Raw genomic sequence first — 11,115 nt, 5'->3', positions numbered from 1 at the left:
ACGATCGTGAGATGGCCCAGTGTCACGGCCGTCAGCACCATAAGGGGTTCATTGTTAAATGCTGCGGCGACCACCGGCATCTACCCGTCAGGAGTCGTCGGCAGCGTCAGATGTGTATAGGGGACAGACGCCACCGGGGCCGCGGCCGCGCCCCCTGCCGCCCGGCCCGGTCGAGACCTACACCGAGCGGCTGGCCCCCACCGGGCTGGCCGCCGCGCTCGGCCTGCTGGCGCTCACCGGCCGCCCCGGCCGTGCGGCCGACCTGCTCAAGGCGCTCAACCCGAAGGCCGCCTTCCACGGGCGGGCGGCGTTCGCCACGACGCTGGACCTGCTGCTGTGCCGCCGCGGCGTGCTGCCGATGGACGGCTCGGCCTACCGCCGGCTGGACCGGGTGGACACCGTCGTGGTCGACGGCGACGCGCTGTGCACCGGGCCGCCGGTGGTGCTGGAGGCCACCGCGCAGGCCGAGGGGTGGGACGACGCCCGCGTCTGGTCGGCCGCCGCGCGGCTGGTCGGCGCCCTGGAGGGCGACGAGCCGGAGGACGGCCTGCGGCTCGGGCCGGTCACCTGCACCGACGACGCACCGGGGGCCGAGGTCCGTGCGGTGTACCAGGGCCGCCGCCGGGTGGGCACGGTGACCGTCGCCCGCGAGCTGGACCCGCACGCCGAGGCGCTGCTCGCCGCGGCCGCCGCGGCCGGGACCCGGTTGGTGCTGACCGCGCACGCCGGCACCCGGGAGGTGGCCGCGGCCGCCGACGAGGTGGCCCCCGCGGACGAGCCGCTGGTGGCCACGGTGCGGCGGCTGCAGGACGACGGGCGCGGCGTCCTGCTGGTCAGCGACACCGACGGCCCCGCGCTGCTGGCCGCCGACGTGTCCGTCGCGCCCGTCCGACCCGGCTGCTCGCCCGCGTGGGGCGCCGACCTGGTGACCCGCCCGGGGCTGACCGACGTCTGCCGGGTGGTCGCGGCGACGGCGGCGGCCCGCACGGTCAGCCGGCGCTCGGTGCAGGCCGCGCTCACCGGCAACGTCCTCGGAGCACTGCTGGCCGCCGTGGGCAGCGAGCGGTACGGGCAGCAGAAGGCGACCTCGCCCGGCAAGACCGCCACGACCGTCGCGATGGTGGGCGGCACCTGGGCCGCCGCCCGGGCGGCCGGCCGCCCGGTCCCGGCGCCCACGGTGCACACCCCCTGGCACGCGCTGGACCCCGACGAGGTGCAGCACCGCCTGGCCGAGCTGCCGGTCGCCGAGGACGCCCGGCCGGTGCGGTTCCGCCGGCTCCGCGCGCACCCGCTGGTGCGCGGGCCGTCCCGGTTCGCCCACACCGTCGCCGCCGAGCTGGCCGATCCGCTGACCCCGGTCCTCGGCACCGGCGCAGCGGCCACGGCGATGCTCGGTGAGGCGACCGACGCCGTCCTCGTCGGCAGCGTCACCGTCGCCAACTCGCTGGTCAGCGGGCTGCAGCGGCTGCGGGCGGAGACGGCGCTGGAGTCGCTGCTGCTGGAGCAGGACGTCGTGGTGCACCGGGAGACCGACGGTGGCCGCGAGGACGTGCCCGGCAGCGCGCTGCGCGTCGGCGACGTCGTGCAGGTCGAGCCCGGCGACGTGCTGGCCTGCGACGCCCGGCTGCTGGAGGCGGTCGACCTGGAGGTCGACGAGTCCAACCTGACCGGGGAGTCGCTGTCGGTGGGCAAGTCGGTGCCGGCGACGCCGGGGGCCGAGGTGGCCGACCGCAGCTGCATGCTCTTCGACGGCACCACGGTGGTGGCCGGGCGCGGGCGCGCCGTGGTCGTCGCGGTGGGGGAGGCCACCCAGGCCGGGCGTGCGGCGCGGGCGGCCGGCGGGGCGGCGCCCCCGGCCGGCGTGCAGGCGCGGCTGGGCGAGTTGACCCGCCAGGTGCTGCCGCTGACCCTGGCCGGCGGCGCCGTGGTCACCGCCCTCGGCGTGCTCTGGCGGCGCCCCCTGAGAGACGCCGTCCGGGACGGCGTGGCGGTCGCCGTGGCCGCGGTGCCCGAGGGGCTGCCGCTGGTGGCGACCGTGGCGCAGCAGGCCGCGGCGCGGCGGCTGTCGCGGCGGGGCGCCGTCGTCCGCAGCGCGCGGGTGCTCGAGGCGCTCGGCCGGGTGGACACCGTCTGCTTCGACAAGACCGGGACGCTGACGGAGAACCGGCTGCGGGTCGCCCGCCTGCTCCCGCTGGACGGGGAGCTCGACGAGGAGGGGCTGCTGGAGCTGGTCGCGGCCGGTGTCGGCAACGGCGACGACCGGGCGCACGAGACCGACCGTGCGGTGGTGGAGGCGGCCGGGGAGCGCGGCGTGTGCCCCGACGGCGACGCGGGGGAGAGCCTGCCGTTCGCCGCCGGGCGGGGCTTCTCCGCGGCCGTGCGCGACGGCCGGCTCGTGGTCAAGGGCGCGCCCGAGGTCGTCGCCGCCCGGTGCCGGGGCGCCGGGGACCTCGCCGGGCGGGTGCAGGAGCTCGCCGCCGATGGGCTGCGGGTACTGGCCGTGGCCGAGCGGGAGTGGGACGGCGGCGGCCTGGAGGACGGGGCTCGGGACCTCACCCTGCGCGGGCTGGTCGGGCTGGCCGACACGGTGCGGGGGTCCTCGGTCGCGGCCGTCGAGCAGCTGCGGGCCGCCGGCGTCCGGGTGGTCGTGGCCACCGGCGACCACCCGGGGACCGCCCGCGCGATCGCCGCGCAGGCCGGCATCCCGGGCGCCGACCGGGTGGTGACCGGCGCGGAGTTCGCCCGTGCCTCCGACGCCGAGCGGGCCCGCATGGTGCGCGAGACCGCGGTGTTCGCGCGGCTGTCGCCGGAGCAGAAGGTGTCGCTGGTCGCCGCGCTGCGCCGGGTCGGGGCGACGCTGGCGATGACCGGCGACGGGGTGAACGACGCCGCGGCGATCCGGCTGGCCGACGTGGGGGTGGGCGTCTCCGGTGCCGAGTCGCCGGCCGCCCGCGCCGCCGCCGACCTCGTGCTCACCGACCTGGACCTCACCCGGCTGGTCGACGCCATCGCCGAGGGCCGGGCGATGTGGGCGCGGGTGCAGGACGCCGTCTCGGTGCTCGTCGGAGGCAACGCCGGCGAGGTGGCGTTCACCGTGCTCGGCACCGCCTTCGGCGGGCGGGCGCCGCTGAACACCCGGCAGCTGCTGCTGGTCAACCTGCTCACCGACATGTTCCCCGCGCTGGCCGTCGCCGTGGCCGCGCCGCGGAGGACCACGCCCGGCGGGGACGACGGCCCGCTGGCCGGGCACCCGCTGGCCGCGGTGCTCGAGGCGGGGCCGCGGCGGGGGTTCGCGCGCGAGGTGCGGCGGATGGTGCTGGTCCGCGGGGCGGCCACCACCGCCGGGGCGACCGGGGCGTGGACCGTCGGGCGGCTCACCGGCTTCCGCGGGCGGGCCGGGACGATGGGCCTGGCCGCGCTGATCACCACCCAGCTGGGGCAGACCGCGTGGGCCGGGCGGCGCAGCCCGCTGGTGCTGGTCACCGCCGCGGGCTCGCTCGCCGTGCTGGCCGCCGTCGTCCAGACCCCGGGACTCAGCCGCTTCTTCGGCTGCACGCCGCTGGACCCGCTGGCCTGGCTGGTCGTGCTCGGCTGCGCGGCGGCCGGCACGGCGGGCGCCGAGGTCGTGCCGGCGCTCGTGGCACGGCTCCGCGAGGATCCGGCGATTTCCGCGGAAACCGCCGCAGGCGGGGTTCAGCCGGCGTAGCGGGCGGCGAACGCCCCCGGCGTCATCCCGGTGACCCGGGAGGAGTCGCGGCTGACCACGCGGCACCGGGCGCGGTTGCGCACCTGGTGACAGGTCCGCACCCCCGGACACGTGGACACGGGCGCACCGATCACGCGGACGGCTACTGGCCGGCGGGCTCCCGCAGCGGCAGCGCGTCCAGCGAGCGGCGCACCGTCTGGACGACGTCCCCCGCCACGAACAGGTCGTCGGTGCTGGTGGCCCGCGCCCGGCGCACCGCCTCGGTGAACTCGTGCAGGCACGCCCGCGCCCGGCGCAGCGTCTCCGGGTCGGCGGCGTCCTCCACCGAGCGCAGCGCGGCGGCCAGCGCGGCCAGGGTGCGGGCCGCGGCCGGGCGCAGCGCCGGGCCGAGGGCGACCCGCTCGAACTCCGCCCGCTCGGTCTCGGCGATCACCTGGGTCAGCTGCTCCACCAGCAGGCTGAGCCGCTCGAGGGCGCGGGCCTGCCGGTACTGCGTCTCGGCCGCGTCGCGGTAGTGGCGGGCCCGGCGGTTGCCCCGGCGGGCCTCGGCCGCCTGCTGCACCGCCTCGCGCATCTGCGCGAGCACCGGGTCGATCCGGTGAGTCCGCAGGCGCCACTCGTCCTCGGTCGGCGGGTGCTCCTGCTGCAGCCCGTCGGCGAGGTCCTCGAGCTGGCCGGCCAGCGTGTCGCGCAGGGCCCGCAGCTGCTCGGCGGCCGGCGCCAGCGGCAGCGGCGGGAAGGCGGCCGTGACCCCGAGGCCGATGGCCGCGCCCAGGGCGGTGAGCCCGGTGTAGGCCGCGACGAAGCCGGGGTCCTGGCTGCCGAGCACCAGCACGAACAGCGCCGAGGTCGCCGTCCAGCTGCCGGAGCTGCCCAGCCGCCGCCACCCGGCCAGCAGCACCCCGCCGGCGACCACCACGGCGAGCGTGCCGAGGTTGTCGCCGAGCACGGCCGACACCCCGAGGGCGAGGGCGGCGCCGAGCGCGATGGCGGCGACGGACTGCAGCGAGCTGCGCACCGAGCCGCTGAGCGTCGTGGAGGTGGCGATCACCGCGCCCAGCGGCGCGTAGTACGGGTACTGCTGCGCCGGGTCGAGGGGCAGCACGCCGGCCACGAGCCAGGCCAGCGCCGCGGCGAGGGCGGCCTTGACGGCCAGCCCCACCCTCGGGTGGCGCGCCCAGGTCCGCCGCAGCCGGCCCGGCCGGCCGAGCCAGGGGCGCCGCGGGACGGCGGTCACCGGCCCAGGTGCGCCCGGATGGCGGCGATGACCATGCGGTGGTCCTCGAGCTGCGGCAGCCCGGAGACGACGACGGCGCCGACCGGGCCGACCGAGCGGACGGCGATCGGGAACGCGCCGCCGTGGGCCGCGTAGCGCGCGGGGTCCAGGCCGAACTCCGCCTCGAACGTCGTCCCCCGCTCGATCGAGGCCTGCCGGACGTAGAGGCTGCTGTGCCCGAAGCGGTGGACGACGCGGGTCTTGCGCTGGATCCAGGAGTCGTTGTCCGGGCTGGTGCCCGGCAGCGAGGCGTGGAAGAGCTGGTGGCCGTGCCGGCTGACGTCGACCGCCACCGGAGCGCCGTCCCGCCGCGCGGCCGCGACCAGGGCCGAGCCGAGGTCCCAGGCGTCGTCGTTGGTGAAGCCGGCGAACTGCAGCTCCGCCTCCTCGGCGGCGAGCTCGGTGAGGGACGGGGCGGAGTCGGCCATGCGTCCTTCCTACCTGCGGGGTCAGGGCGGGAGGAAGGCCGGTCGCGGGACGCCGGACGGGCGACGCGGCGCAGACGGCGGGCAGGCCCCGTGGTCGCGCCCGCAGGGAAGTGCCGCGGCGACGGTCCGCCGAGGGGTGCGGCCCCTCCCCGCCGCAGCCGACATCACGGATAGTATCCGATATCCAACCTGCCATGTGATCCAGGTCACTGCAACGGTTCGAGTGCGACACAGGGAGGCGTCATGGCGGACAGTCGCCGGATGCCGTCGTCCGCCAAGGCCGAGGCCGCCGGGGAGACCCGGGAGGCCCTGCTCGAGGCCGGTGCGGCGCTGCTGCGCGAGCAGCCGGTGGGTGCGGTGCTCACCCAGGTCAAGGCCCAGCCGGTGGCGCAGCGCGCCGGCCGCACCATCGGCGCCTTCTACCACCACTGGAGCAGCCAGGAGGCGTACCACCGCGACCTGCTGGCCTACGTCCTGGACCCCCAGCGGCTGACCAGCACCGCGGCGGCGGCCGAGACCGTGCTCGCCGACCTGCCCCGCGGTCTCCCGCTCGAGGAGGTGGTGCGCCGGGCCGCGGGCCGGAACTTCGACATGGTGCGGGCCGATCCGTACGTGCCCCTGATCCTGGCCCTCTGGGGCAAGCAGGCCCAGGACGAGCAGGTGCGTGAGCTGCTCCGCGCCCACTACCGGTCCGTGACCGACCGGCTGGTGCCGGTGTATCGGGCGTTCTTCGCCGCCTACGGGCTCACCCTGCGGCCCCCGTACACGGTGGAGGTCTTCGCCGCCACGCTCACGGCGCTCGTGGAGGGGCTCGCCGTGCGCGCCGCCGTCGATCCCGAGGCGGTCCCCCTCGACCTGCCGCACCCGGGAGGACCGTCCGCGGTCCCGGCCGACGGGGGTCGGTGGGACCTGTTCAGCGCCACGGTCGTGGGCATCGTGCGCGCCATGACGGCGCCGGCCGGCGCCGCGTAACGCATCGTCCGGCCGGGGGCCGGGGTAGGGACCGGGTACCCGAGGCGACAGGGGTGGGCCATGACGTGGACCCAGCGGGTCGACCGGTTCCAACGCCGGCACCCGACGGTCGGTTTCCCGGTCGCGGTGCTCTACAAGTACCTGGACGACGACGGGCACTTCCTCGCCGCGCTGGTCACCTACTACGGCTTCCTCGCGCTGTTCCCGACCCTGCTGCTGCTCGCCACCGTGCTGGGCCTGGTGCTGGCCGGGGACTCGGGGCTGCAGCAGCGGCTGCTGGACTCGGCGCTGGGGGAGTTCCCGGTGATCGGGCCGCAGCTGGCCCGGCCGGAGGGGCTCGGCGGCGGCATCACCGGCGTCGTCGTCGGCGGGGCGGTCGCCCTCTACGGCGCCCTGGGCCTGGGGCAGGCGGTCCAGCACGCGATGAACACCGCGTGGGCGGTACCGCGGCACCGCCGGCCGGACCCGATCACCGCCCGCGGCCGCGGCCTGCTGCTGCTGTTCACCCTCGGCCTGCTGCTGCTGGCCAGCACGGTGCTGTCCGCGCTCGGCACGGGCGCGGCGGCCTACGGCGGCGGGTTCTCCGGCGGCGTGCACGTGCTGGTCACCGTCGTCTCGGTGCTGGCCAACGCCGCGGTGCTGGTGCTCGGCTTCCGGATCACCACCGCCCGCCGGCTCACCACCCGGCAGGTGCTGCCCGGCGCGCTGGTGGCGGCGGTCCTCTGGCAGCTGCTGCAGTCCTTCGGCGGGGTCTACGTGGCCCGCGTGGTCGCCAACGCCAGCGCCGTCGACGCCGTGTTCGCGCTGGTGCTGGGTCTGCTGGCCTTCCTCTACCTGGCCGCCGTCGGGCTGGTGGTCTGCGTGGAGATCGACGTCGTCCGGGTGGACCGGCTGTACCCGCGGGCGCTGCTCACCCCGTTCGTGCACCACACCGACCTGACCGAGGGCGACGAGCGGGTCTACGCGGAGGCGGCGCGCTCCCAGCAGGCGGTGCGGCACGAGGAGGTCGACGTCCGGTTCGAACGGGACGACGACGGCCGCCGTACCTAATGCGGTGGCAGTGCCGGGCCCGGGGCGAGGACCGTCCGTGTCGGAGGTCGGGAGCACGCTGCGCCCCACCGAGCGGAGGAGCGAGCATGATCGCACGACCGGACGACACGGGTGTCCTTGTGGTGCTCCCACCCGGGGGGCGAGCATGGGCTCCCTGGCGCACCCGGCGAGGAGGAGCCGACATGGAGCCCGACCCGCGCGAACCGACCGGAGACCTCGGCTACGACATGGCGCACGAGGTGACCGGCGGCCGGTCCCGGCCGGAGGACGGCGTACCGGCGACCACCCCGGTGGACGACGACGCCGGCGACCACGGCTACGACGAGGCGCACGACTTCCGGCGCTGACCACCCGGCGTGGCGGCGCCGCACCGGGGTAGGGGAGCGCGCACCCCCTCGACCCCGGGAGCGTCGTGGCCGACCGCAGCTCATCCCGATCCGCCCTGGGCGCGCTGACGGGCGGCCTCGTCCGTGCGCCGGAGCTGCGCACCGACGACGGCCGCTCGGCGTCCCGCCTGGAGCTCTTCTTCGACCTGGCCTTCGTCCTGGTCGTCGCCGAGCTGGCCATCGACTTCCGCTCCGACGTCACCTGGCGCGGGGAGCTGGTCTTCGCCGGGCTGTTCACCACCGTCTGGTGGGCGTGGGTCAGCTCGACCCTGTACGCCAACCGCTTCGACCACGACGACGTCGTCTACCGGCTGCTCAAGCTGGGCTCGATGGCCGCCGTCGTCGGGATGGCCGCCACCGCCACCGAGGCGACCGGCACCTACTTCGGCGTCTTCGTCGGCTGTCAGCTGGCGCTGCGGGCGACGCTGCTCCTCCAGTACCTCCGCGCCCACCGGCACGTGCCCGGTGCCCGGCCGATCGCCCGGCTGTACATGATCGGCACCGCCGTCGGGGCGCTGCTGTGGACGGTGTCCCTCGCCGTGCCCCGGCCGATCGGGTTCGCCCTCTGGGCCGCCGCCGTCCTGGTGGAGGCGCTGGTGCCGCTGCTGGCCACCCGCTCGTCGGCCGACGTCCCCCTGCACGTCGAGCACCTGCCCGAGCGGTTCGCGCTCTTCGTGATCCTGGTGCTGGGCGAGTCGGTGGCCGGTGTCGCCCACGGGCTGCACGCCGCCCACTGGACCGGGTCCGGACTGCTGGTCGCGGCGCTCGGCTTCGTCCTGGCCGTGGCGCTGTGGTGGAGCTACTTCGACCTGGCCGGGGCCCGCGCCAAGCAGCTGCTCAGCGAGGTGGGCGGGGAGCGCAGCGACCACTCGCACGACGTGTACGTGTTCGGGCAGCTGCCGCTGACCCTGGCGCTGGCCACCATCGGCGCGGGGCTGGAGCTGGCCGTCGTGCAGAGCGGCGAGGGCGAGGTGCCGGTCGGCACCCGGCTGGTGCTGGCCGGTGGGGTGGTCGTCTACCTGCTGTCGGTGACCTTCACCGAGGTGGGGATGTCCAAGAAGGGGGCACGGCGCGGGTTGTGGTGGCCGGTCGTCGCGGCCGCCGTCGCCGCCGTGGACATCGCGCTGGAGCTGCCGGCCGCCGTCGTGGTCGGTGGCCTGGCCGCGGTCGTCGTCGCCGTGGTGGTCGTCGGGCTGGTCGAACGGTCCACCGGCCGGCTGGCCGTCGAGGAGGTCTGAGCCAGCGGCTCAGCGCGCCCGGCGGGCGAGCAGCCGGCGCACCGGGTCGGGCAGGAGGAGCAGCAGGAGCGCCAGGTAGCCGACCGCGGGGACGGCGACACCGAGGACGAGGGCGAGCACCAGCGTCCCGGTGTTGAGCAGCGCCCCGGCCGGGTCGTCCTCCGCGCCGTCGTACCCGTGCCGCCGCAGGTGCGGCCGGCCGGTGACCATCAGGCCCAGCACGGTCAGGCAGGCCGAGCTGACGGTCATCGTCCCGATGTAGACGCCGATCGCCAGGCGCTCGTCGTCGTAGACCGCCGCCACCTCGGTGGCGAAGGGCAGCAGCACGATCGTCAGCGTTCAGAGCAGGTTCACCAGCACGAATGGCCGGTCGTAGGAGCCGACCCGCTCCACGATCCGGTGGTGGACGAGCCACAGGCGCGCGATCACCGCGAAGCTAAGCGCGAAGGCGGCGAACCGGCCGGCCTCGTCGGCCAGCAGGTCGCCGAGCGCGACGCGGCGGCCCGCGTCGGGGAGGACGTCGACCAGCGGCAGCACCAGCAGGGTGATGGCGATGGCCACCACCGGGTCGAGGAACGTGATCAGCCGGTCCAGGCCCCGGTCGGTGCGCACCCACCGCAGGCTAGGGACGCCCGCTGCGGGGTGGGGGCGGTCGGGACGCCCGCCGGCGGGTAGGGGCCCGGCATGCACGAGCGACCCGGCCATGGCGCACGACCCGGCCCCCGGGAGGGCCGCATCCGGCTGCCCGACGGGCGGACGCTGGCCTACGCCGAGTACGGCGACCCCGCGGGCCGGGTGGTGCTCGGCTGCCACGGCTCGCCGAGCTCGCGGCTGGAGCGGCACGTCGAGGACCCGGAGGACTACCGGCGCTGGGGCGTGCGGTTCGTCGTCCCCGACCGGCCGGGCTTCGGCCGCTCGGACCCCCAGCCGGGACGGCGGGTGGCCGACTGGCCGGACGACGTGGCGCACCTGCTCGACTCCCTCGGGGTCGGCGGGTTCTCCGTGCTGAGCCTCTCCGGCGGCGCCGCCTACGCGCTGGCCTGCGCCGCCGCGTTCGGCACGCGGGTGCGGACCGTCGGCGTGCTCGGCGGCGCGCCGCCGCCCGACGTCCCGTGGCCCTGGCCGCAGTGGGTGCCCCGGCAGCTGCGGGCGGCCGCGCACCGGCCCTCGCCGGCGGCGGCGCTGCTGCGGCCGCTGTTCGCCCCGGTGGTGCTGCGCCCGGCGGCGATCCCGCGCTACCTGCAGGCGCGGCTCAACCCTGCCGACCGTCGGGTGATCGGGCGGCCCGGGGTCCGGCGCATCCTGTCCGAGACGTTCACCGAGGGGCTGCGCAACGGCGCCGCCCCGCTCGCCGAGGACCGCGCGCTGCTGTTCCGGCCGTGGGGCTTCCCGCTGTCGTCGGTGCACCAGCACGTGCACGTCTGGCACGGCACGCAGGACTGGCAGGTGCCCGTGGGCCTCGGCCGGGTGCTGGCCGCGATGCTGCCCCGCTGCACCGCGCACTGGCTGGCCGGCGAGGGGCACTTCGCCGTGTTCGACCACGCCGCGGAGGTCCACGAGGCGCTGCGTCCCTGAGCGAGCGGGGGAGGATGCCCGCGTGCCGCGTCTGCTCGTCGTCCACCACACGCCCTCGCCGTCCCTGCAGGCCGTGCTGGAGGCGGTGCGCGAGGGCGCGGCGATGGTCGAGGAGGTGGAGCTCGACGTGCGCCCGGCGCTGTCGGCCGGGCCTGCGGACCTGCTCGCGGCCGACGGCGTCCTGCTCGGGACGCCGGCCAACATCGGCTACATGTCGGGGGCGCTCAAGCACTTCTTCGACACCGTCTACTACCCGTGCCTGGACGCCACCGTCGGCCTGCCCTACGGCGTCTACGTGCACGGCAACGACGACACCGCGGGCGCGCTGCGCAGCATCTCGACGATCGCCGGCGCGCTGCGGTGGACGCAGGTCGCCGCGCCGCTGAGCCTCACCGGCACGCCCGGGCCGGCCGACCTCGAGGCGGTCCGCGAGCTCGCCGCCACCGTCGCCGTCCAGCTGTAGCTCTGTCGCTGATACACATCT

Annotated in this window: 12 protein-coding genes; 7 read left to right on the top strand and 5 right to left on the bottom strand. The window is 76.7% G+C overall.

Annotated features, from left to right (window positions below; all coding sequences use genetic code 11):
• Nucleotides 1–112 precede the first annotated feature (112 nt).
• Complete coding sequence (locus CNO22_RS21690) at nt 113–3,706, top strand: cation-translocating P-type ATPase (RefSeq protein ID WP_232807244.1); 3,594 nt, start codon at nt 113–115, stop codon at nt 3,704–3,706.
• Here the strand turns inward: CNO22_RS21690 and CNO22_RS29795 are convergent.
• Genes CNO22_RS29795 through CNO22_RS21680 form a run of 3 tightly spaced genes read right to left on the bottom strand, consistent with a single transcriptional unit; the run spans nt 3,694 to nt 5,410 of the window.
• Nucleotides 3,694–3,825 carry a hypothetical protein gene (locus tag CNO22_RS29795; RefSeq protein ID WP_269799616.1) on the bottom strand — a complete coding sequence of 44 codons (132 nt, stop codon included), beginning with the start codon at nt 3,823–3,825 and terminating at the stop codon, nt 3,694–3,696. The two genes, CNO22_RS21690 and CNO22_RS29795, sit on opposite strands and share 13 nt — an antisense overlap.
• Before the next feature lie 23 nt (nt 3,826–3,848).
• Nucleotides 3,849–4,943, bottom strand: a complete 1,095-nt coding sequence (locus CNO22_RS21685; RefSeq protein ID WP_100501327.1) for an FUSC family protein — start codon at nt 4,941–4,943, stop codon at nt 3,849–3,851.
• Nucleotides 4,940–5,410, bottom strand: coding sequence for a heme-degrading domain-containing protein (locus tag CNO22_RS21680; protein WP_100501326.1), 471 nt, complete (start codon nt 5,408–5,410; stop codon nt 4,940–4,942). The genes CNO22_RS21685 and CNO22_RS21680 overlap by 4 nt, the downstream gene beginning before the upstream one ends.
• Before the next feature lie 243 nt (nt 5,411–5,653).
• Here CNO22_RS21680 and CNO22_RS21675 point away from each other — a divergent pair, with 243 nt between their 5' ends.
• From CNO22_RS21675 to CNO22_RS21665, 4 genes are all read left to right on the top strand, one after another.
• The gene (locus CNO22_RS21675; protein ID WP_100501325.1) at nt 5,654–6,382 is read left to right on the top strand and encodes a TetR/AcrR family transcriptional regulator; all 729 of its coding nucleotides are present in this window, start codon (nt 5,654–5,656) and stop codon (nt 6,380–6,382) included.
• A gap of 60 nt (nt 6,383–6,442) precedes the next feature.
• Nucleotides 6,443–7,432, top strand: coding sequence for a YihY/virulence factor BrkB family protein (locus CNO22_RS21670; RefSeq protein WP_100501324.1), 990 nt, complete (start codon nt 6,443–6,445; stop codon nt 7,430–7,432).
• A 182-nt stretch (nt 7,433–7,614) separates the two neighbouring features.
• Entirely contained in the window at nt 7,615–7,779 is a 165-nt protein-coding gene (locus CNO22_RS27915) for a hypothetical protein (RefSeq protein WP_157937059.1), read from the top strand.
• A 65-nt stretch (nt 7,780–7,844) separates the two neighbouring features.
• Nucleotides 7,845–9,056 carry a low temperature requirement protein A gene (locus CNO22_RS21665; RefSeq protein WP_100501323.1) on the top strand — a complete coding sequence of 404 codons (1,212 nt, stop codon included), beginning with the start codon at nt 7,845–7,847 and terminating at the stop codon, nt 9,054–9,056.
• Between the two features lie 9 nt (nt 9,057–9,065).
• On the opposite strand, the gene CNO22_RS29325 is transcribed toward CNO22_RS21665, so the two are convergent.
• Both CNO22_RS29325 and CNO22_RS29320 read right to left on the bottom strand, forming a co-directional pair.
• Nucleotides 9,066–9,383 (bottom strand): hypothetical protein, encoded by a 318-nt coding sequence (locus tag CNO22_RS29325; RefSeq protein ID WP_232807243.1) that lies wholly within the window; start codon nt 9,381–9,383, stop codon nt 9,066–9,068.
• Between the two features lie 12 nt (nt 9,384–9,395).
• Nucleotides 9,396–9,668: a TMEM175 family protein gene (locus tag CNO22_RS29320; protein ID WP_232807242.1), complete on the bottom strand. Its 273-nt coding sequence runs from the start codon at nt 9,666–9,668 to the stop codon at nt 9,396–9,398.
• A 72-nt stretch (nt 9,669–9,740) separates the two neighbouring features.
• Between CNO22_RS29320 and CNO22_RS21655 the strand changes: the two genes are divergently transcribed.
• Nucleotides 9,741–10,631: an alpha/beta fold hydrolase gene (locus tag CNO22_RS21655; RefSeq protein WP_100501322.1), complete on the top strand. Its 891-nt coding sequence runs from the start codon at nt 9,741–9,743 to the stop codon at nt 10,629–10,631.
• Nucleotides 10,632–10,653: 22 nt separating this feature from the next.
• A complete protein-coding gene (locus CNO22_RS21650; RefSeq protein WP_100501321.1) occupies nt 10,654–11,094 on the top strand; it encodes a flavodoxin family protein in 441 nt (146 codons plus the stop codon).
• Nucleotides 11,095–11,115 lie beyond the last annotated feature (21 nt).

It is taken from the genome of Geodermatophilus chilensis (assembly GCF_002802985.1).
Classification (GTDB): Bacteria; Actinomycetota; Actinomycetes; order Mycobacteriales; family Geodermatophilaceae; genus Geodermatophilus; species Geodermatophilus chilensis.
The sequence above is the reverse complement of the archived record's forward strand: the minus strand, read 5'-3'. Positions and strand labels throughout refer to the sequence as shown.

Bases quoted from the DNA above. Each gene is read 5' to 3' on its own strand.
- CNO22_RS21680 (WP_100501326.1), bottom strand. From the start codon at position 5,410: ATGGCCGACTCCGCCCCGTCCCTCACCGAGCTCGCCGCCGAGGAGGCG.
- CNO22_RS21675 (WP_100501325.1), top strand. From the start codon at position 5,654: ATGGCGGACAGTCGCCGGATGCCGTCGTCCGCCAAGGCCGAGGCCGCC.
- CNO22_RS21670 (WP_100501324.1), top strand. From the start codon at position 6,443: ATGACGTGGACCCAGCGGGTCGACCGGTTCCAACGCCGGCACCCGACG.
- CNO22_RS27915 (WP_157937059.1), top strand. From the start codon at position 7,615: ATGGAGCCCGACCCGCGCGAACCGACCGGAGACCTCGGCTACGACATG.
- CNO22_RS21655 (WP_100501322.1), top strand. From the start codon at position 9,741: ATGCACGAGCGACCCGGCCATGGCGCACGACCCGGCCCCCGGGAGGGC.